The sequence below is a fragment of the Alistipes sp. HGB5 genome, assembly GCF_000183485.2.
Taxonomy (GTDB): Bacteria; Bacteroidota; Bacteroidia; order Bacteroidales; family Rikenellaceae; genus Alistipes; species Alistipes finegoldii.
This window is the reverse complement of record NZ_AENZ01000057.1, coordinates 185,589-204,753: the sequence shown is the minus strand read 5'-3', so window position 1 is coordinate 204,753 and position 19,165 is coordinate 185,589. Positions and strand designations below refer to the sequence as shown.

18 protein-coding genes are annotated in these 19,165 nt (G+C 61.5%); 8 read left to right on the top strand and 10 right to left on the bottom strand.

Annotated features, from left to right (window positions below; all coding sequences use genetic code 11):
- A partial coding sequence (locus tag HMPREF9720_RS10625) for a transglutaminase-like domain-containing protein (protein ID WP_009598211.1) occupies nucleotides 1-1,549 on the top strand: 1,549 nt, incomplete at its 5' end.
- Nucleotides 1,550-1,688: 139 nt separating this feature from the next.
- Here the strand turns inward: HMPREF9720_RS10625 and hisIE are convergent.
- From hisIE to hisG, 8 genes are read right to left on the bottom strand one after another with little or no spacing between them, the layout of a single operon-like run.
- Complete coding sequence (hisIE, locus tag HMPREF9720_RS10620) at nucleotides 1,689-2,309, bottom strand: bifunctional phosphoribosyl-AMP cyclohydrolase/phosphoribosyl-ATP diphosphatase HisIE (protein ID WP_009598312.1); 621 nt, start codon at nucleotides 2,307-2,309, stop codon at nucleotides 1,689-1,691.
- 5 nt (nucleotides 2,310-2,314) lie between these two features.
- Nucleotides 2,315-3,067, bottom strand: coding sequence for an imidazole glycerol phosphate synthase subunit HisF (hisF, locus tag HMPREF9720_RS10615; protein WP_009598247.1), 753 nt, complete (start codon nucleotides 3,065-3,067; stop codon nucleotides 2,315-2,317).
- Nucleotides 3,049-3,780 carry a 1-(5-phosphoribosyl)-5-[(5-phosphoribosylamino)methylideneamino]imidazole-4-carboxamide isomerase gene (gene hisA, locus HMPREF9720_RS10610; RefSeq protein WP_009598134.1) on the bottom strand — a complete coding sequence of 244 codons (732 nt, stop codon included), beginning with the start codon at nucleotides 3,778-3,780 and terminating at the stop codon, nucleotides 3,049-3,051. The genes hisF and hisA overlap by 19 nt, the downstream gene beginning before the upstream one ends.
- A gap of 4 nt (nucleotides 3,781-3,784) precedes the next feature.
- Nucleotides 3,785-4,372, bottom strand: a complete 588-nt coding sequence (hisH, locus tag HMPREF9720_RS10605) for an imidazole glycerol phosphate synthase subunit HisH (protein ID WP_009598279.1) — start codon at nucleotides 4,370-4,372, stop codon at nucleotides 3,785-3,787.
- Nucleotides 4,369-5,871 carry a histidinol-phosphatase gene (gene hisB / locus HMPREF9720_RS10600; protein WP_009598192.1) on the bottom strand — a complete coding sequence of 501 codons (1,503 nt, stop codon included), beginning with the start codon at nucleotides 5,869-5,871 and terminating at the stop codon, nucleotides 4,369-4,371. The genes hisH and hisB overlap by 4 nt, the downstream gene beginning before the upstream one ends.
- Nucleotides 5,868-6,902 carry a histidinol-phosphate transaminase gene (gene hisC / locus HMPREF9720_RS10595; RefSeq protein WP_009598255.1) on the bottom strand — a complete coding sequence of 345 codons (1,035 nt, stop codon included), beginning with the start codon at nucleotides 6,900-6,902 and terminating at the stop codon, nucleotides 5,868-5,870. Before hisC ends, hisB begins: the two co-directional genes overlap by 4 nt.
- Nucleotides 6,899-8,194: a histidinol dehydrogenase gene (hisD, locus tag HMPREF9720_RS10590; protein WP_009598146.1), complete on the bottom strand. Its 1,296-nt coding sequence runs from the start codon at nucleotides 8,192-8,194 to the stop codon at nucleotides 6,899-6,901. The genes hisC and hisD overlap by 4 nt, the downstream gene beginning before the upstream one ends.
- Nucleotides 8,195-8,216: 22 nt before the next feature.
- On the bottom strand, nucleotides 8,217-9,068 hold the full coding sequence (gene hisG / locus HMPREF9720_RS10585; protein ID WP_009598221.1) for an ATP phosphoribosyltransferase: 852 nt from the start codon (nucleotides 9,066-9,068) through the stop codon (nucleotides 8,217-8,219).
- A gap of 490 nt (nucleotides 9,069-9,558) precedes the next feature.
- Between hisG and HMPREF9720_RS10580 the strand changes: the two genes are divergently transcribed.
- From HMPREF9720_RS10580 to HMPREF9720_RS10550, 7 genes are all read left to right on the top strand, one after another.
- Nucleotides 9,559-9,780, top strand: coding sequence for a (4Fe-4S)-binding protein (locus tag HMPREF9720_RS10580; protein WP_009598285.1), 222 nt, complete (start codon nucleotides 9,559-9,561; stop codon nucleotides 9,778-9,780).
- A gap of 80 nt (nucleotides 9,781-9,860) precedes the next feature.
- A complete protein-coding gene (locus HMPREF9720_RS10575; protein ID WP_009598204.1) occupies nucleotides 9,861-10,559 on the top strand; it encodes a GNAT family N-acetyltransferase in 699 nt (232 codons plus the stop codon).
- A 168-nt stretch (nucleotides 10,560-10,727) separates the two neighbouring features.
- Nucleotides 10,728-12,179 (top strand): sodium:solute symporter, encoded by a 1,452-nt coding sequence (locus tag HMPREF9720_RS10570; RefSeq protein ID WP_009598277.1) that lies wholly within the window; start codon nucleotides 10,728-10,730, stop codon nucleotides 12,177-12,179.
- Nucleotides 12,169-15,153 (top strand): golvesin C-terminal-like domain-containing protein, encoded by a 2,985-nt coding sequence (locus HMPREF9720_RS10565; protein WP_039940456.1) that lies wholly within the window; start codon nucleotides 12,169-12,171, stop codon nucleotides 15,151-15,153. The genes HMPREF9720_RS10570 and HMPREF9720_RS10565 overlap by 11 nt, the downstream gene beginning before the upstream one ends.
- Nucleotides 15,154-15,183: 30 nt before the next feature.
- Nucleotides 15,184-15,633, top strand: coding sequence for a GatB/YqeY domain-containing protein (locus HMPREF9720_RS10560; RefSeq protein ID WP_039940454.1), 450 nt, complete (start codon nucleotides 15,184-15,186; stop codon nucleotides 15,631-15,633).
- Nucleotides 15,634-15,641: 8 nt separating this feature from the next.
- Nucleotides 15,642-16,796, top strand: a complete 1,155-nt coding sequence (locus tag HMPREF9720_RS10555) for a retropepsin-like aspartic protease (protein ID WP_039940452.1) — start codon at nucleotides 15,642-15,644, stop codon at nucleotides 16,794-16,796.
- Nucleotides 16,797-17,711, top strand: a complete 915-nt coding sequence (locus HMPREF9720_RS10550) for a transporter (protein ID WP_009598315.1) — start codon at nucleotides 16,797-16,799, stop codon at nucleotides 17,709-17,711. It begins immediately after the preceding gene.
- 113 nt (nucleotides 17,712-17,824) lie between these two features.
- Here HMPREF9720_RS10550 and HMPREF9720_RS10545 read toward each other — a convergent pair whose 3' ends face one another.
- Both HMPREF9720_RS10545 and HMPREF9720_RS10540 read right to left on the bottom strand, forming a co-directional pair.
- Complete coding sequence (locus tag HMPREF9720_RS10545) at nucleotides 17,825-18,190, bottom strand: DMT family protein (protein ID WP_009598150.1); 366 nt, start codon at nucleotides 18,188-18,190, stop codon at nucleotides 17,825-17,827.
- Nucleotides 18,191-18,481: 291 nt separating this feature from the next.
- Complete coding sequence (locus HMPREF9720_RS10540) at nucleotides 18,482-19,141, bottom strand: HAD family hydrolase (RefSeq protein ID WP_009598131.1); 660 nt, start codon at nucleotides 19,139-19,141, stop codon at nucleotides 18,482-18,484.
- Between the last annotated feature and the right edge of the window lie 24 nt (nucleotides 19,142-19,165).

The window sequence follows — 19,165 nt, the reverse complement described above, 5'->3', positions numbered from 1 at the left end:
GTTCCGCCTGTGGGAAAGTCCATGGGCGGACTACCTGACCTTCGACCGGTTTTGTGCGTGGTTGCTGCCCTATAAGGTTGCGGAATTTCAACCGCTCGACTATTGGTGCGACTCGCTGGGCTGCCGCTTTTCCGAACGGCTTCGAACAGCCCCGCAGAATGATGAGAACAGCTATTCCCCTTATTACAGGACTTTACAAATCCTGCCCGAAGTGCGGGCGGGTGTCGGGCCTAATATACCGCTGAACTATGCCGAATACAAAGGCTACAGGCTTTTTGCCGCGTCAACTTTTCATAGAATGCCTTTCGGAGACTGTTTCGATTATTCGACGCTCTCCGTCGCCGTATTGCGAAGTCATGGTATCCCCGCGGTATTCGACTATTTACCCCAATGGGGGCGGGGATTTCTGCGGCATGCATGGTTCGGTTTTATGAATGACAACGGAGTTTTTATGGCTTCGGAGTGGGGGCTGGATTCCGATCCCGGAACTCCCTTTCATCCGTGGCGCCCGATTCCGAAGATTTATCGGTATAGTTATGCGCCTGTTCCGGCGCGTTCGGATTATCTCCGTAATTCTAAATATCCGCTAGACGGATTTTCTCCTTTCGAAGAGGATGTGACCGACTGGTATATGTCTACCTCCGATCCGAATGTCCCCTTGTTCCGAACCGACCTTTCGGATGATTACCTTTATATAGCCGCATTTAACAACTACCGTTGGAATCCGATTGATGTCGGTCGTCGCAACGGGCGGAAAGGGGTGTTTTCGAAAATGGGCCGCCGAAACGCCTATTTGGTTTTCGGCCATGATGGGAGCGGGCTGGTTCCGGTTTCCCATCCTTTTACGATTGATGCCGGCGGAGGCATTTGCTGCCGGAATGCCGATACCACATGCAGAGAGCGTATCCGTGTAACCCGTAAGATGTTGCTGAACGAACATGTCGCACGCATGGAACATCGTATTGTCGGTGCCCGGATCGAAGCCTCCGACTATCCCGACTTCCGGATTGCAGAGGTTTTGTATAGTATCGACAGCGTTGTTTTTCCCGATATGATTCCCGTTCGGGCCTCGAAAAAATATCGCTACTGGCGACTGTATTCTGCCGACGGTTCTCACGGGAGCATTTCCGAATTGCAGTTCTTTATGCCCGGCAGCGATGTTCCGGCGACCGGACGGCCGATCGGAACGCATGGACTTCCGCCGCAGCGGGGGCTGGATAAAGTTTTCGATGGAGATTGGCTTACGTCCTATGATCACCCTGACGCGGACGGCAACTGGTATGGCATGGCTTTCGACAAACCTGTAGTTATAGATCGGGTCCGCTGCGTGCCCCGTACGGACGATAATCTGATTCATGCAGGGGATACTTACGAGTTGAAGTATTGGGACGGAATAAAGTGGGCTTCATTGGGCTGTCAGGTCGCATGCGAAAGATACCTGTTGTTCGACAATGTTCCCGCAAATGCGCTGCTCTGGCTCAGCAATCTCACCCGTGGTTACGACGAACGGATATTTACGTATGAAAATGACCGGCAGGTTTGGTGGTAATACCTGAACCTCGGATGCTAAGTGGTGGACGGCGGGTGCAAATTGAGGTCCCGAGTTCAAGTCTCGGACCCGCTACGGAAAAATAGACCGCGACATTTGTCGCGGTCTATTTTTGTTTTTGCGTTGTTTGTTTCGGTCTTCAGCTGTGCCGCCGGGCCAGCTCTTTTTCGAGGTCGGCGACCGAGCAGCCGGTCGCTTCGAGCAGCACCAGCAGGTGGTATACGAGGTCCGACGCTTCGTAAATCATCGCCTCGCGGTTACCCGCCACGGCTTCGATCACGGTTTCGACGGCCTCTTCGCCGACTTTCTGCGCGATTTTGTTCACGCCGCGGTCGAACAGCCTGCTGGTGTACGATCCTTCGGGCATCTCGGCGTGCCGGCCCCGAATCACGCTCTGGAGGTAGCGGATGAAGCCTTCGGTTTCGGGCGCGGCCCCCGCGAAGCAGCTCTTGGCGCCCGTGTGGCAGGTCGGGCCGTGGGGGATGACGCGGATCAGAAGCGTGTCGTCGTCGCAGTCGGCCGTGACCGAAACGATGTCGAGATAGTTGCCGCTGGTCTCGCCCTTGGTCCAGAGACAGCCCCGCGTGCGGCTGTAGAAGGTGACGCGGCCTTCGGCGAGACTTTTTTCGTAGGCTTCGCGGTTCATGTAGCCGAGCATCAGCACCTGCAGGGTGCGGTCGTCCTGTATGACGGCGGGAATCAGCCCGTCGGCCTGTTTTGCGGAGTCGAGTTCCGCAAAGGGTTTTGCTTTGATTTTCATGGCGTTTATAATCTTACGTTGATATTTTGCCGGTGCAGTTCCCGTTTGAGCGCGGGAATCGGAATTTCGTTGTAGTGGAAGATGCTGGCCGCCAGCGCCGCGTCGGCCCTGCCGAGCGTCAGCACGTCGGCGATATGCCGCACCGAGCCAGCCCCGCCCGAAGCGATGACCGGAATGGGCAGCTCGGCCAGCCGTGCGAACGTTTCGCAGGGGTAGCCGTCGCGGGTGCCGTCGTGGTCCATCGACGTGAAGAGAATCTCGCCCGCGCCGCGCCGCCATACTTCGTGCGCCCATGCGAAGAGTTCGCGCTCGGTGAGCCGCTTGCCGCCGTGGGTCGTGACGCGCCATATGCCGTCGACCTTTTTTGCGTCGATGGCCGCGACGACGAACTGCGAACCGTATTTCGACGCGATGGCGTCGATCAGCCCCGGATCGCGCACGGCGGCGCTGTTTACCGTGACCTTGTCGGCTCCCGCGTCGAGCAGCCGGCCTGCGTCCGCGACCGACGCGATGCCGCCTCCCACGGTGAACGGAATGTCGATGCGCGCCGCGATGCGCGATACCAGCCCGGTGAAGGTGCCGCGCCCCTCCTCCGTGGCGCTGATGTCGAGATACACCAGCTCGTCGGCCCCTTCGGCTGCGTATTTCGCGCCGAGTTCCACCGGGTCGCCGACGTTTTTCAGCTCCGCGAAGTTGATCCCTTTGACCGTCTGCCCCTCGCGGATGTCGAGACAGGGAATTATGCGTTTTGCAAGCATCGCTTCAGTTCTTCGAGTGTGATACGTCCTTCGTAGAGGGCTTTGCCGACGATGACGCTGCGCAGGCCTGCGCCGTCGAGCGCCTCGATGTCGGCCAGCGAGCCGATGCCGCCGCTTACGGTGATCTCCACGCCGGGAAAATTGCCCTGAAGTGCGGCGTAAAACTCCGCCGATGCGCCACAGAGCATGCCGTCGCGGGCGATGTCGGTGCAGATTACCTGCGCGAGTCCCTGCGGCGCGAACTGCGCGATCAGCTCCTGAGCCGAAAGTTCGGACGCTTCCGTCCAGCCCTGAACGGCTGCTTTGCCGTTGCGGATGTCGGCTCCGAGAATCAGCTTTCCCGGCCCGAATTCCGCGAGCCATCCTGCGAAAAGCTCCGGCCGGCGTACGGCGACGCTTCCGCAGATGGCGCGGCTCGCGCCCGCATCGAATACGCTGCGGAGCGCTTCGGTGCTTTTGATGCCGCCGCCGTACTGCACTTCGAGCGCGGTTTTCGACGCTATGCGCTCCAGCACGGCGAGGTTGCGGGGCTGCGCGGCCTTGGCGCCGTCGAGATCGACCATGTGCAGGCGGCGTATGCCCGTCTCTTCGAAGCGGAGCGCCGCTTCGAGCGGGTCGCTGTAATAGGTCGTCCGGCGGCCGTAGTCGCCCTGCGTCAGCCGCACGCATGCGCCGCCGATAATGTCCGTTGCGGGTATGATTTCTATTTTCATCGTGTTACGGTTTTAAAAAGTTGCGCAGGATCCTTTCGCCCGCCGAACCGCTCTTTTCGGGGTGGAACTGCGTGCCGAAAAAGTTGCCGCGGCCCAGCGCGGCGCTGAACTCCCCGCCGTAATCGGTGCGGGCGATCGTCGCTTCGCAGACCTCCGCCGCATACGAGTGGACGTAATAGACATAGGTCTCTTCGCCGATTCCTTCGAACAGCGCTCCGCGCAGGCTGCCGACGGTGTTCCAGCCCACATGGGGAATCTTCAGCCCGCTTTCCGCGGGTTTCAGCCGCCTGACGTGCGCCGGGAAAATCCCCAGACAGCGGGCGTCTCCCTCCTCGCTGTCGAGACACAACAGCTGCATGCCGATGCAGATGCCCAGTACGGGCTGCGTCAGGGTGGGGATGACCAGATCGAGTCCCCGCTCGCGCAGTTTGGCCATCGCCGACGAAGCTTCGCCCACGCCGGGCAGCAGCACCCTGTCGGCGCCGCGCAGGAGCGCGGGATCGGCCGTGATTGTGAATTCGGCCCCGATGCGCCGCATGGCGTCGGCGACCGACCGCAGGTTGCCCGTGTCGTAATCTACTATCGCCGTCATAATACTCCTTTGCTGCTGGGTATGTCGTATCCGAATCCGCTGCGGGCCACGGCCATGCGCAGGGCGCGGGCGAAGGCCTTGAAGATCGCCTCGGCCTTGTGGTGGTCGTTGTCGCCTTTGGCCGCAATCTGCAGGTTGCAGCGCGCGGCGCAGCAGAGCGAGTGGAAGAAGTGGCGGAACATCTCCGTCGGGACGTCTCCGACCCGCTCGCGGCGGAATTCGGCGTCCCACTCGAAGTCGATGCGTCCCCCGAAGTCGAGCAGCACCAGCGCGCGGCAGTCATCCATCGGCAGGGCGAATCCGTAGCGGCCTATTCCGGCCTTGGAGCCCAAAGCCCGGTCGATGGCTTCGCCCAGCACGATCGCCACGTCCTCCATCGTGTGGTGTTCGTCGATGTCCAGATCGCCGCGGGCCTCCACTTCGAGCGCCACGCCGCCGTGGTGGGCGATCTGCGCCAGCATGTGGTCCAGAAAACGCAGTCCGGTCGAAATCCCGTCGCCGCAGTTGCTATTGTCGGCGTTCCCGTTGTCGTCGTTCCTTTCGTCACTGCTGCTGTCGTTGATCCTGCTGTTGTCATTTCCGTCGTCGCGGTTTCTGTTGTCGCCGTTCCTTCCGTCACTGTTACTGCTGTTGCCGTTCCAGACATCGTTGTTCCATTCCCCTGCCGGATTTTTCGCCCCGGCCCGATCGCTGCTTGTCATGTCGTCGGTATGTGAGCGTATGCCTTTCGTCGTGTTTCCGGTATCGGCCCGGTTGTCGTCCGGTCCGTTGTCCGCACCCGTGCCAACCCGATTTCCCGTATCCGTGCCGCTCTCCGGAGCGCCGCCGGTTTCGGCGGCCGGACGGTCTGCCGAAACGCCGCCGAACCCTTTGCCGTCGAGGTCGAGCCGGACGGTGATCCGCGTTTCGCGCGTTTCGCGCGTTACGACCACCCGCCGTTCGCCGCGGCGGATGTACTCGGCGATCTCGGCCCACGAGTCGCTGATCAGCACGCAGGCCTCTTCCGCTCCGGCTTCGCGCAGCATCCGGCGGCCCGCCGTCTCCTGCGCGAACAGAATTCCCCGCGCTCCGAGATTGCGGGCCAACAGGATGTCGGTCGCGCGGTCGCCGACGACGTAACTCGCCGCGAGGTCGTACCCTCCGCCGGTGTAGCGGCCGAACATTCCCGTGCGGGGCTTGCGCGTCGGGGCGCCGTCGCTTTCGAACGTGCGGTCGATCAGCATGTCGTCGAACAGCACGCCTTCGCCCGCCAGCGTGCGGAGCATCTTCTCCTGCGGAATCCTGAAATCCTCCTCAGGAAAGGAGTCGGTTCCCAGTCCGTCCTGATTGGTGGCCATCACCAGCTCGAAATCGAGTCCCCGGAGGACTTTGAGCGCCGAAATGGCTCCGGGCACGAATTCCAGCTTGGCGAGGCTGTCCACCTGCATATCCACGGGCGGCTCGACGATCAGCGTGCCGTCGCGGTCTATGAACAGTGCTTTTTTGAGTGCTTTTTTCATGGTCTGAAGTTTTTGACGGTTTCCAGCATGCGCCCGTTTTCGGCGGGAGTCCCCACGGTGATGCGCAGGCAGCCCTCGCATCCCGCGATCCGCGTACGGTTGCGGACGATTACCCCTGCGGCGATCAGTTCGCCGTAAAGCCGGTCTGGATCGGCGGTCTTCACCAGCAGGAAGTTGGCCTGCGACGGGTAGACCCGCTCGATGCAGCCGCATCCGGCGAGCGCCGCCGCCAGCCGTCCGCGTTCTTCGCGGATTTGCGCGATCTGCGCCGCAATGTCCCGGCGCAGACACTCGGCCGCGGTCTGCTGGGTGAGCGTATTGATATTGTAGGGATACTTGACCTGCCCGAACAGCGCGGCGATCCGCTCCGACGCGAAAGCCAGTCCGAGCCGCAGTCCCGCCATGCCCCAAGCTTTGGAGAGGGTTTGCAGTACGATCAGGTTGGGGAACTCGTCGAGCCGCGGCAGGAATCCCCGCCCTTCGGCAAAGTCGATGTAGGCTTCGTCGAGCACCACCACGCCGTCGAAGCGGCGCAGCAGCTCTTCGATCTCCCGGTCGGGGAATGCGTTTCCCGTGGGGTTGTTGGGCGAGCAGAGCCACAGCAGTTTGGTGCGCCCGTCGGCCGCCGCCAGCAACGCCTCGACCGGAAGCGAGAAATCGGCTCCCAGCGGCACTTCGCGCAGTTCGACGCCGTTGGTCTGCGCCGCCACGCGGTACATGCCGTAGGTCGGCGCGATCGAAACGGCGTTGTCGCGGCCCGGCTCGCAGAAGATCCTGAACGCGAGGTCTATGGCTTCGTCGCTGCCGTTGCCGAGGAAAATTTGTCCGCTCCGCACGCCCTTCAGCGCGGCCAGCTGCGCCTTCAGCTCCCGCTGGTGCGGGTCGGGGTAGCGGTTCACGCCGTTGTCGTAGGGGCTTTCGTTGGCGTCGAGCCAGACGCCGATTCCGCCGCCCGCATATTCGTCGCGGGCCGTGGAGTAGGGTTGCAGCGCCAGAATGTTGGGCCGCACGAGCTGCGCCAGCGGTTTCATCGCGCACCTCCTTCCGTCCGGATGCGCACGGCGTTGGCGTGTGCGTCCAGCCCTTCGGCTTCGGCCATGGCCGTAATCGTCGGCGCGAGGGCTTCGAGTCCGCCGCGCGTCAGTTCCTGATAGGTTATCTTGCGCATGAAGCTCTCCGTGTTCACGCCGCTGTAGGCCCGCGCCCAGCCGCCCGTGGGCAGCGTGTGATTGGTCCCCGAAGCGTAATCGCCCGCGCTTTCGGGCGAGTAGCCGCCGATAAATACGCTCCCCGCGGCCGTGATCCGCGCCGCGGCGTCCCATGCGTCCCGCATGGCGACAATCAGGTGTTCGGGGGCGTAGGCGTCGGCGAACGCGATCTGCTCGTCTGGGTCGCTGAAAACCACGATCCGGCTGTTGGCCAGCGAATTGCCGATTGCGTCGCGGCGGCTGAGCCGCGCGGCCTGCTCCCCGACGGACGCTATTGCCCGCTGTGCGAACTCCTCGCTGCGGCAGACCAGCACGGCCTGACTGTCATCACCGTGTTCGGCCTGCGACAGCAGGTCGGCGGCGGCGAATTCGGGCCGGGCGTCTTCGTCGGCCAGCACCAGCACCTCCGAAGGCCCCGCGGGCAGGTCCACGGCGACGTCGGCTGCGCCGGCCAGCTGTTTGGCTTTGGTGACGTAGCGGTTGCCGGGACCGAAAATCTTATCGACGCGCGGAATGCTCTCCGTTCCGTAAGCCATGGCGGCCACGGCCTGCGCCCCGCCGAGGGCGAAGACGCGGTCCACGCCGCAGAGGTCGGCCGCATAGAGAATTTCGGGTGCGATCCGCCCGTCGCGGCCGCACGGCGTGCAGAGTATCACTTCGCGGCATCCGGCGATCCGGGCCGGCAGGGCGAGCATCAGCACCGTCGAGAAGAGCGGGGCTTTGCCGCCGGGGATATACAGCCCCGCGCGGCCGATCGCCACGGCGCGCTGTACGCACCTTACGCCCGGCATCGTTTCGACCTCGACCTGCGCCGGGAGCTGCGCCCGGTGGAAGGCTTCGATGTTGGCCTTCGCCTGCGCCAGCGCGGCTTTCAGCTGCGGCGATACGGCCTTCGCGGCTTCCGCACGCCGCTCGCGCGTCACTTCGAACGTTTCGGGGAGGTATCCTTCGATGCGGCGGACGATTCGGCGCAGGGCCGCGTCGCCGCCCGTGCGCACCTCGGCGAGGATCGCGGCGACGCGCTCCCCGATCTCCTCCTCCTGCCGCGTACAGCGGGCCGTCAGCGCCGGCCATTCGCTGCGCGGGGGATTTACATAGATTTTCGGCATTTCCATTTTTTCGGGTCGTTTTTAGGGGTCAGCGGATCATGTTTTCGAGCGTCAGCACCAGAATTCCTTCCGCGCCGAGGGCCTTGAGCCGTTCGATGCGCTCCCACAACTGCGATTCGCAGATCACGGCGTGTATCGAGCACCATCCCTCCTGCGCCAGCGGCAGGACGGTAGGACTGCGCATGCCCGGCAGGATCGTGATCGCTTCGTCGAGCTTCTCCTGCGGGAGGTTCATCAGCACGTACTTCATGCCGCGGCTTTCGAGTATCGAGTTGAAGCGGAACGTGAGTTGGGCCGTTTCACGGCGTTTATCCTCATCGAGTTCCGGATTTGCAATCAGCACCGCTTCGGAATAAAATACCTTCTCCACTTCGACCAATCCGTTCGAGATCAGCGTGCCGCCCGACGATACGATGTCGAATATCGCGTCGGACATTCCCACGGCGGGGGCGATTTCGACCGACCCTTCGATGGTGTGTATTTCGGCGTCGATGCCCTTCTCGGCGAAGAACCGCGCGAGGATGTTGGGGTAGGAGGTCGCCACGCGCTTGCCGCGGAAGTAGTCCAGTCCGTTGTAATCCGCCGTCCGGTCCACGGCCAGCGAGATGCGGCAGCTGCCGAATCCGAGGTCCATGGTCCGTTCGACCGGGAAGTTCTTCTCCGCGACCTCGTTCAGCCCCACGATCCCCAGATCGGCGACGCCCATGGCCACGGCCTGCGGAATGTCGTCGTCGCGCAGGTAGAGCACCTCCATCGGGAATCCGTCGGCGCGGGAGATGAGTTTGCGCTTGCTTTCGGCGACGCCGATGCCTGCTTCCGAGAGCAGGTCGATGCTCTGCTCGTTGAGTCGGCCTTTGGCCTGAATTGCTATTCTCAGCATGTTTGTTTGTTGTTTTTCAGACACCCGCCTGCGGAACGGACATGAAAAAAGCCCATCCGCAGGGGATGAGCTTCGTTATGATATATAATCCTTATTTACATATGCACATCGATCTTACCCCTTCGGAAAGTGGTTGTGATGATGATGGATATGGTTGAATATTGTCATTTGCAATGTCGTTGGGACAAATGTATGTATTTTTGGATGAAAAATCAAAATTTCTGCCGAAAAGTTTTCGATAATCTTCCGCCGGTGCCGCCGAAAACCCTCTTTGCTTTCGGTGTTCAGTCGTTTGTTGTTTTGATTGTCAGTTGTTTGAGTCGTTTGTAGATTCGCTGCGTCTTTTCGGTTCGCGGGCCGGTGATTTGTCGTCGGACGGCCGCGAATGGCCACCGCCGAGCCGCGAAAGACGGGGTTGCCGGTTTCAATATACGGATTATGCTTATCTTTGGAGGTCTGCCTAAGCAGTCTTTAGTAAAATATTGTTGTTATGGAAACCGAAAAGAAACGTATCGAATATACCAACGGCGAGATCGTCGTGGTCTGGCAGCCGCACCTCTGCATCCATTCGGGCGTCTGCGTCCGCATGCTTCCCGAAGTTTACAACCCGCAGGAGCGGCCGTGGGTGAAACTGGAAAACGCCACGACCGACCGGATCGTCGCGCAGGTCGAAAAATGCCCTTCGGGAGCGTTGTCCTATCGTAAGGCGTGACGCCCGCTCATCCCGTTGAAAAGCCGCCCATGGATGCTGAATTCGTCGATCTGACGGCCTAAAACCTTGCCGACGAGCATTTGTGCTGCATTATCCGCACGAAAAAGGCCCATCCGGGCGTAGAGGCGAAGCGGCGGTGGCTTTCCGACCGGCTCCGCGAGGGGCACGTCTTCCGGAAGCTGAATGCGAAGGGCGTGGTCTTTATCGAATACGCGCCTCTCGAAACGGCATGGGTGCCCGTGATTGGCGACAACTATTATTATATCTATTGTTTGTGGGTTGCGGGTCCTTACAAAGGCAAGGGCTATGCAAAGGCGTTGATGGAACATTGTCTGGCCGATGCGCGGACGCATGGAAAATCGGGCGTCTGCATGCTCGGTGCGGAAAAGCAGAAAGCGTGGCTTTCGGACCAGTCTTTTGCCCGGAAGTTCGGCTTCGAGGTCGTCGATACGACCGACAACGGCTACGAGCTGCTGGCGCTTTCGTTCGACGGAACCACTCCGCAATTCGCGCACAATGCGAAAAAACAGCGTATCGAAAGTCAGGCGCTGACCGTCTATTACGATATGCAGTGCCCCTTTATCCCCGGCAATCTGGAAATGATAAGACAACACTGCGAAGCGCACGGTGTCCCGGCGGATTTCATCGAGGTGGATACGCTCCGCAAGGCCAAGGAGCTGCCCTGCGTATTCAATAACTGGGGCGTCTTCTACAAGGGAAGATTCGAAACGGTGAATCTGCTGGACGCCGCGGCCTTGGAACGGATCCTGAAAAAGTGATTCCCGCCGGGACTGTCTCCCTATATCGGCCCTCCCCTCGAAAAAATCTCCGAACCCTTCGTCGTTCCGGATGCTCCATCCCGCCCGTCCCCGCATTATTCTGCTTTTTTTGCCCGCTTTTTCGGGACTCTTTTCGTATATTTGTAATTCGAATCTGAACTTACGCTTATGACATCCGCCGCCGTTATCGCTACCGTTCTGGGCTACATAGCCGTCCTCTTCGCCGTAGCATGGGTCTCCGGCCGCCGCGCCGACAACGCCGGGTTTTTCTCCGGCAACCGCCGCACGCCGTGGTACATGGCCGCCTTCGCCATGATCGGCGCCGCCATGTCGGGCGTGACGTTCATCTCCGTTCCCGGCTCGGTCGCCGTAGACGGCTTTTCCTACATGCAGATGGTCGCGGGCTTCACGGTCGGACAGCTGATCGTCGCTTTCGTGCTGATTCCCACGTTCTACCGCCTGAAGGTGGTGTCGCTCTACGAATACCTCGACGACCGCTTCGGCGTGCGGTCGCACCGTACCGGGGCGTGGTTTTTCTTCGTCTCGAAGATGCTGGGGGCGGCCCTTCGCATCTATGTGGTCTGCGCCGTGATGCAGTTGCTGGTCTTCAGCCATTACGGACTTCCGTTCTGGCTCAATGCGGCGGTCACGATGCTCTTCGTATGGCTCTACACCCAGCAGGGCGGCGTCAAGTCGCTGATCTGGACCGATACGCTCAAGACGGTGTGTCTGGTGGGAAGTCTCGTGCTGTCGATCGTCTTCATCATGCAGGCGCTGGGCATGTCCCTGCCCGAAATGACCCGCGAGGTCGCCGCGTCGCCCTATTCGAAGATGTTTTTCTTCGACGACCCGGCTTCGGACCGCTATTTCTGGAAGATGTTTGCGGCGGGCATCGTGCTGCTGATCGCCATGACGGGACTCGATCAGGACATGATGCAGCGCAACCTGAGCTGCGCCACGCCGCGCGACTCGCAGAAAAATATCGTCCTCACGGCCGTCAGCCAGATTTTCGTGATCTTCCTGTTCCTCGTGCTGGGCGTGCTGCTTTACATCTACATGGACCGCAGCGGGCTGGCGATGCCCGAAAAGGGCGATCAGGTCTTTTCGCAGGTCGCAGTCAACGGCGGATTGCCGGTATTCGTTGGCATACTGTTCGTTATAGGACTTATTTCAAGCACCTATTCAGCCGCAGGATCGGCCCTTACGGCCCTCACGACTTCGTTTACGGTCGATATCCTTGACGGCACGAAACGTTACGGCGAACGACGTCTGACCCGCCTGCGCCGCATCGTCCATGTGGCGATGGCCCTCGGCATGGCGCTGGTGATCCTCGCCTTCGAATACCTTGCCGACGACAGCGTCATCAATCTGGTCTACAAGGTCGCCAGCTACACCTACGGCCCGATTTTGGGTATGTTCGCTTTCGGTATCTTCACGCGTCTCAGGGTGCGCGACGGCTGGATGCCCCTCGTGGCGCTCGCCGCTCCGCTGCTGAGCGCCCTGCTGCAATACTGGGCGTATGAGGCGTGGGGTTACCGGATCGGTTTCGAACTGTTGATTTACAATGCCGCATTTACGATGGCCGGCATGCTTTTACTGGTCAAACGACATGAAAAATAGACTGTTGTATATTCTCCTGCTGCTCGGTCTGTGCGGGCAGGAGGTCTCGGCCGCCGGAATCGACGGCCCTGCGCGCCGCGAAATCGGACGCACGCTGACGCGCATCGTCGCCCGCGAAGTGGCGGGCGGCTATGTCCGCATCGAGGGGGTGGACGCCTCGCGCAAGCGGGTGCGAATCTACACCTCGGTCGGTCTTTCGTACTATCCGTTCCGCGAAGAGAACCTGCGCGCCATGCGCGACTCGGTGCGTCTGCTCCTGCCGCCGGAGTTCCGCAAGGCGGACATCGAACTTTATTCCGACAAGCGGGAGGTCGGCGAGCTGATTCCGATGGCCTGCCGAACCGGGGCGGAATACCGGAAACTTTTGCGCAAGAAGAAGATCGTGCCCTTTACCAACCGCTCCGAGCGGCCGCTGGTGACCCGTTCTTCGGCGCCCGTGGTGCCGTCGCAGGGACTCGCCGGGCGGCATATCGCCTTGTGGCAGAGTCACGGCCGCTATTTCGACCAGCCCCAGAACCGCTGGAAATGGCAGCGTTCGCAGTTGTGGCAGACCTGCGAGGACCTCTATACCCAGAGCTACGTGCTGCCGTATCTGGTTCCGATGCTCGAAAATGCCGGGGCCTGCGTGATGCTGCCCCGCGAACGCGACGTGCAGAAGTACGAGATACTGGCGGACAACGATGCCGCCGGGCAGTACCGCGAGGAGGAGGGGCCTGAGAAATGGCAGCCGGGCGGCATGGGCTTCGCGCATGTGCAGCAGGTCTACACGACGGGACAGAATCCCTTCCGGGACGGCACGACGCGCCGCGTGAGATCGGTGACCGGCGGGGCGGAGAGCCGCGCCGTGTGGACGGCCGACATTCCCGAACGGGGCGAATACGCCGTTTACGTGAGCTACGATTCGACTCCGCAAAACGCTGACGACGCGCAGTATACGGTGCATCACCTCGGAGGGGACAGCAGCTTCGCCGTAAATCAGACCATGGGCGGCGGAACGTGGATCTACCTCGGCCGCTTTCTGCTCGACGCCGGTTCGCAGGAGGTCGTGACGCTTACCAACCGCTCGCGTCAGGCGGGCCGCATCGTCTCGGCCGACGCCGTGAAGATCGGCGGCGGTTACGGCAACATAGCCCGCACGGTGTGCGATTCGCTGCGCCGGCCCGGCATGGTGTGCCATTTGGAGACGAGCGGTTATCCCCGTTTCTGCGAGGGCGCCCGCTACTGGCTCCAGTGGGCCGGATTCGACGAAAAGGTCTACTCCCCGAAGGAGAACCGGGACGATTACAAGGACGACTACATGTCGCGCGCCCATTGGGTCAATGCCCTGACGGGCGGTTCGGAGCGGATGCCCGACAGCGCCGGGCTGCGCATTCCGGTCGATATGGCGCTGGCGTTCCACTCCGATGCGGGCGTGCGGCTCAATGACGACATCATCGGCACGCTGGGCATCTTCTATACGCGCGAGAACAAGGGCAAGTTCGAAGGGGGCGCCGACCGCTACCGTTCGCGCGACCTCACGGATATCGTCATGACCCAGATCGTCGAAGATATCCGCAGCACGTACGAACCGGCATGGAGCCGCCGCGGGCTTTGGAACCGCGCCTATTACGAAGCGCGCGTGCCGGGGGTGCCGACCATGCTGCTCGAACTGCTGTCACACCAGAATTTCGCCGACATGCGCTACGGCAGCGATCCGCGTTTCAAGTTCCTCGTGAGCCGTGCCGTCTATAAGGGTATCCTGCGCTATATCAGCTCGCAATACGGATTACCTTACGTAGTGCAGCCGCTGCCCGTGGAGTCGCTCGCCGTGCAGTTCGCCGAAGGTGGCAAGGCGGCGGTCACTTGGTCGCCCGTGATGGATTCGCTCGAAACGACCGCGGCTCCGACGGGGTATGTGGTCTATACGCGCATCGACGACGGCGGCTTCGACAACGGCCGTTACGTCGATAAACCCTGCCTGCTGACCGCGCAGGAGCCGGGGCGCATCTACAGCTACAAGGTGACGGCCGTGAATGAGGGCGGCGAGAGTTTTCCGAGCGAGACCGTCGCCGCATGCCGCATGCCCGACGAGAAGGGGACGGTGCTGATCGTCAACGGCTTCGACCGCGTCAGCGCGCCGCTGAGCGTGCGCGCCGATTCGCTGGCGGGATTCTATACCGACATCGACGGCGGCGTGCCCGACCGGCAGGATATTTCTTTCATCGGCGCGCAGCACGTATTCGACATGCAGATGGCCAAATGCGAGGTGGACAGCATCGCGTTGGGTGCCTGCGCCTGCGATTACGAAACGGAGGTGATCGGCGGCAACACGTTCGACTATCCCGCCCTGCACGGACGTTCGGTCGCCGCGGCCGGATATTCGTTCTGCTCGGCGTCGGTGCGCGCCGTCGAGCGCGGCGAGGTTTCGCCCGACGGTTATTCCGCCGTCGATCTCATTCTGGGCGAACAGCGTTCGACGACCATCGGACGCGGGGTGACGGGCTATGCCTTCAAAACCTTCTCCCCGGAGTTGCAGGCCGTTCTGCGCCGGTATATGGCCGGCGGCGGTGCGCTCTTCGTGTCGGGAAGCTATGTGGCGACCGACCTCTGGACGGGCGGCGAGGCCTCGGACGACGACCGCAGGTTCGCCGAGGAGGTGCTGCACTACACCTACGACGGCAGTCGGGCGGCGCAGCGCGGACGGGTGCGGGTCGTGACTTCGCATCCCGGATTTTCGCGCGACGAGTACCGTTATGTCAATGAATACCGTCCGGACCGTTATCGGGTCGAGTCGCCCGACGCCCTGCGGCCCGCCGGGGCGGGAGCCTTCTCGGTGATGCGTTACGTCGAAAACGGCCGCACGGCGGGCGTGGCCAGCGAAGCGGGCGGAACGTTCGTCATGGGATTTCCGTTCGAGTCCATCGAGAGCGACGTGCAGCGCGACCGGCTGATGCGCGACGTGCTGGACTTCCTGCTGAAGCAAAAGGATAGATGATTTGTGTATTTATTTAAAAATATTAATTTTATGTCACTCGAACAACAGATTTCGAAAGGGATCATGGAGGCCATGAAGGCCAAGGATACCGTGCGTCTGGGCGCACTGCGCAATGCCAAGAAATACATCATCGAAGCCAAGACGGCGGGACCGGAAATCACCGAACTGCCCGACGCCGACGTGCTGAAGATCATCTCCAAGCTGGCCAAGCAGGGGACCGACTCCGCGGCGATCTTCACCGAGCAGAACCGCCCGGACTTGGCCGCCGAAGAGCTGGCGCAGGTGGCCGTATTTCAGGAATTCCTGCCCAAGCAGCTCACTGCCGAGGAGCTTGCCGCCGAGGTCAAGGCCGTGATCGCCGAGGTCGGCGCGACGTCTAGGAAGGAGATGGGCAAGGTGATGGGCGTCGCTTCGAAGAGGCTCGCAGGCCGTGCCGACGGCAAGGATATTTCGGCCAAGGTCAAGGAGTTGTTGGCGTAGGGCGGCGGATGAGACGGTTGCTGCTGGTTGTTTGCTGGCTTGCCGCGGCGCAGACGGTCTGCGCCCGCAAACCCGCCGTGTGCTTCGACCTGCCTTACACGCTCGAACGGGGCAAGTATGTCGTGACGGTCGAGACCGCTGCGGGACCGCGCCGCTTTGCCTTCGACACGGGGGCTTCGAAGACCTGCATCAGCGAACGGCTCAGCCGCGAACTGGGACTCGCGGCGTCTGGCCGTGGGACGTCGGGCGATTTCGAAGGTCATCGTCATGCGATCACCTATGTCCGGGTGCCGTATCTCCGGATGGGCGAGGCAACCTACTCCGACCGGCAGGTGATCGTGCTGCCCGACAGCTCCTATATCTTCCGCTGTCTGGGCTTCGACGGCATTGCGGGCAGCGATCTGCTGCGCGGCTTCGTCGTGCGGATGCCCAATGCCGACTCGACGATCACGCTGGCGGGCGACCTGCGCCAGCTCGGCGGGTTCCGCTGCCGGGGCGGTGCGCGGATTCACTTTGCGGGAAACGCTCCTGTAATCGCCGCCCGTGTGGGCTGCGGCAAGTCCCGGATGAAAACCTACATGAAATTCGATACCGGCTCCGGGGCCTTGTTCGACTGCCGTTACGACGAGTGCCGGGCGATGATCGAAAAGGGGATTTTGCGGGAGGTGCGCCGCACGGAGGGACACTCCGGCAATCTGGGGTGGACCAACCGGTCGGTCGTCGGTGAAGCCGTGCGGGGTGTGATTCCCGAATTCGGACTGGCCGGAAATACGCTTGCCGGGATGCCCCTCGAAGTGACCCACGGCGGACACAGCAAGCTCGGATGCGGAGTTTTCCGCTGGGGAACGGTCGTGATCGACTATCCCGGCCGCCGTTTCTGGCTGCTGCCGCATGCCGAACCGCCCGGACCGCCCGATGTGTCGGTAAGCGGCGTCACCGTCGCGCTGGACGGAGGACGGCTGGTCGTGGGGCAGGTCTGGGACGAGACGCTTGCGGATAGGGTGGCTCCGGGCGACCGGATCGTATTTCTCGGAACGGTGGATGTGTCGCGGGTCGATCCCTGCGCCGTAATCCGGGGTGAGATCCGCGGCGACAAACCCCAGATGACGGTCGAACGCAAGGACGGTACCCGTGTGACGGTTCCGGTAAAAAGGATGAAATAAATGCACGTATTGGAATATCTGCACCGCAATGTCAAGACGGTCGCCATGCCCTCGGCCATGGTGGCGGGCGCCTTGCTGTGCCGTCCGGTGACGGCGCTCGAAGCGTGGACGCACCAGATGATTACGCCCTCGCTGATCTTTCTGATGCTCTTCGTCACCTTTTGCCGGGTGAAACCCAGCCAGATGAAGCCGTCGATGCTGCACGTGTGGCTGTTGCTGTTTCAGGTCGTGGTGAGCGCGGCGCTTTATTTCGCGTTGCTGCCGCTCGATGCGATCGTGGCGCAGGGTGCGATGATCTGTGTGCTGGCACCCGTGGCGATGGCCGCGGTGGTGATTGCGGGCATGCTGGGGGCCAACGTTCCGACGATGGCGACCTACAGCCTGCTGTGCAATATGGCGATCGCGTTGATAGCGCCCGTCGTGCTTTCGCTGGCCGGAACCGGGGCCTGCTCTTTCACGCAGATACTGGCCCGCATCGCGCCGCTGCTGATCATGCCTTTCGCGGCGGCGCAGTTCTGCCGTTTTCTGCTGCCGAAGACCGCGAAATGGATCGGCGACCACAGTCAGATTTCGTTCTACATGTGGCTGGCGTCGCTGGTCGTGATTATCGGCCGCACGACGGCATTCATCATCGACCTGCACGATGCGTCGCTCTCGGTCGAGTTGTGGCTGGCGTTCGCCGCGCTGGCGATCTGTCTGGTGCAGTTCAAGGTGGGCCGCATGCTCGGCCGCCGTTACGGGGACGCGCCGGCGGGCGGGCAGTCGCTCGGCCAGAAGAACACGGTGCTGGCCGTATGGATGGCGCAGTCGTTCCTCGACCCCATCTCCTCGATCGCCCCGACGGCTTATATCGTGTGGCAGAACTTCGTCAATTCCTATCAGATTTATCGCCACGATCAGCGGAAGTCGGATTGAGTGCCTTCGGCGCCGGGCTTTTCTTCCGCCTGCAATCGTCACGAAAAATAGGACAGCCGCGATTTCGGGTCGCGGCTGTCTTGTGTGTATGCGAGGCTGTTTCCGGACGAGGGTTATTTCCGGAAGATGAAATAGACGGCCAGAATCAGGCAGAGAAATCCGGCGAGGTGGTTCCAGCGCAGGGTGTCGGATTTCATGAAGACCAATGCGAAGAGCGTGAATACGGAAAGCGATACGACCTCCTGTATCACTTTAAGTTCCCAGATGGAGAACGGGCCGCCGAACTGCGCGGAGCCGATGCGGTTGGCGGGGACCTGAAAGCAGTATTCGAACAGGGCGATGCCCCAGCTCAGCAGGACGATCGCCAGCATGCCGAAGCGTTCGAGCTTCGATTTGAATGCGATATGTCCGTACCATGCGAGCGTCATGAAGGCGTTCGATATGACGAGCAGAACGACGGTGGAGATTCCTTTGAACATATATGCGTCCGGGTTAAAAATCCCGCAAATGTATCAAAAATTTCCGTACGATATCCGCTTCAGGGAAATATTTGCGTCGGCCGGCCGAATCCCGAATCCGGGAGGAGCAGAGGAAAGGTGATGCTGAGGAGGTTGCAAAGGGGGCGCGAGGGGCAGGATGCGGGGCGTTTCCTTGGGTCGGGCTTCTGAGAGGGGGCAGCCGATCCGCATGATCCGGGGCTGTCGGACAAAAAATCCCGACCGTACTGAGGTCGGTCGGGAATTGCGGCGGCCTTTGGCAGGGCCGTGCGCTTATTTCAGCAATGTTTCGAGGTCGGTGATGTCGCGGAAGTCGCCGATGATGACGTCGGCGTCGGTTTCGGCGGCCAGCATTTGGCGGGAGTGCGTGGACGCCAGCGCGACGATGCGGCCCGCGCCGGCCCGCCGTGCCGACTCGATGCCCGCCTTGGCGTCTTCGAAGACGACGCATTCGGCCGGTGCGAGTCCGAGTGCGGCCGCCGCCGTCAGGTAGATTTCCGGATCGGGTTTGCAGCGCGTCACCATGTCGCCGTTGATTTTGGCGTCGAAAAAGGATTCGATGTCGCACTTCTCAAGCACGAAATCGACATTGGCCCTGCACCCCGACGAACCTACGGCGCAGCGTATGCCCGCATCGCGGAGTTTGTCGAGCAGGGCGACCAGTCCCGGCATGGGTTCGATTTCGGGAGCGTAGATTTCGCGGTAGATGGCCTCCTTCTCGTCGCCAAGCGCCGCAGTTCCCTTCTCGCGGATCACCTCTTCGGGCATGATGAGCCGCATGATGTCGTCGTTGCCCCTGCCGAAAGCCCCTCCCAGTTTCTCCTTCCAGCCGCGCACGCCGTAGCGGTCGCAGAAGATTTCGAACGCCCGGATGTGGACCGGCGAATTGGCCACGAGCGTACCGTCCATGTCGAATATGGCGCCTTTTATCATATGATTCCGTATTTTAAGCCCCAA

Excerpts from the sequence above, each read along its gene's own strand:
- hisIE (WP_009598312.1), bottom strand. The coding sequence starts at position 2,309 with ATGAAAATCAAAGCAAAACCCTTTGCGGAACTCGACTCCGCAAAACAG.
- hisF (WP_009598247.1), bottom strand. The coding sequence starts at position 3,067 with ATGCTTGCAAAACGCATAATTCCCTGTCTCGACATCCGCGAGGGGCAG.
- hisA (WP_009598134.1), bottom strand. The coding sequence starts at position 3,780 with ATGAAAATAGAAATCATACCCGCAACGGACATTATCGGCGGCGCATGC.
- hisH (WP_009598279.1), bottom strand. The coding sequence starts at position 4,372 with ATGACGGCGATAGTAGATTACGACACGGGCAACCTGCGGTCGGTCGCC.
- hisB (WP_009598192.1), bottom strand. The coding sequence starts at position 5,871 with ATGAAAAAAGCACTCAAAAAAGCACTGTTCATAGACCGCGACGGCACG.
- hisC (WP_009598255.1), bottom strand. The coding sequence starts at position 6,902 with ATGAAACCGCTGGCGCAGCTCGTGCGGCCCAACATTCTGGCGCTGCAA.
- hisD (WP_009598146.1), bottom strand. The coding sequence starts at position 8,194 with ATGGAAATGCCGAAAATCTATGTAAATCCCCCGCGCAGCGAATGGCCG.
- hisG (WP_009598221.1), bottom strand. The coding sequence starts at position 9,068 with ATGCTGAGAATAGCAATTCAGGCCAAAGGCCGACTCAACGAGCAGAGC.
- HMPREF9720_RS10580 (WP_009598285.1), top strand. The coding sequence starts at position 9,559 with ATGGAAACCGAAAAGAAACGTATCGAATATACCAACGGCGAGATCGTC.
- HMPREF9720_RS10570 (WP_009598277.1), top strand. The coding sequence starts at position 10,728 with ATGACATCCGCCGCCGTTATCGCTACCGTTCTGGGCTACATAGCCGTC.
- HMPREF9720_RS10565 (WP_039940456.1), top strand. The coding sequence starts at position 12,169 with ATGAAAAATAGACTGTTGTATATTCTCCTGCTGCTCGGTCTGTGCGGG.
- HMPREF9720_RS10560 (WP_039940454.1), top strand. The coding sequence starts at position 15,184 with ATGTCACTCGAACAACAGATTTCGAAAGGGATCATGGAGGCCATGAAG.
- HMPREF9720_RS10555 (WP_039940452.1), top strand. The coding sequence starts at position 15,642 with ATGAGACGGTTGCTGCTGGTTGTTTGCTGGCTTGCCGCGGCGCAGACG.
- HMPREF9720_RS10550 (WP_009598315.1), top strand. The coding sequence starts at position 16,797 with ATGCACGTATTGGAATATCTGCACCGCAATGTCAAGACGGTCGCCATG.
- HMPREF9720_RS10545 (WP_009598150.1), bottom strand. The coding sequence starts at position 18,190 with ATGTTCAAAGGAATCTCCACCGTCGTTCTGCTCGTCATATCGAACGCC.
- HMPREF9720_RS10540 (WP_009598131.1), bottom strand. The coding sequence starts at position 19,141 with ATGATAAAAGGCGCCATATTCGACATGGACGGTACGCTCGTGGCCAAT.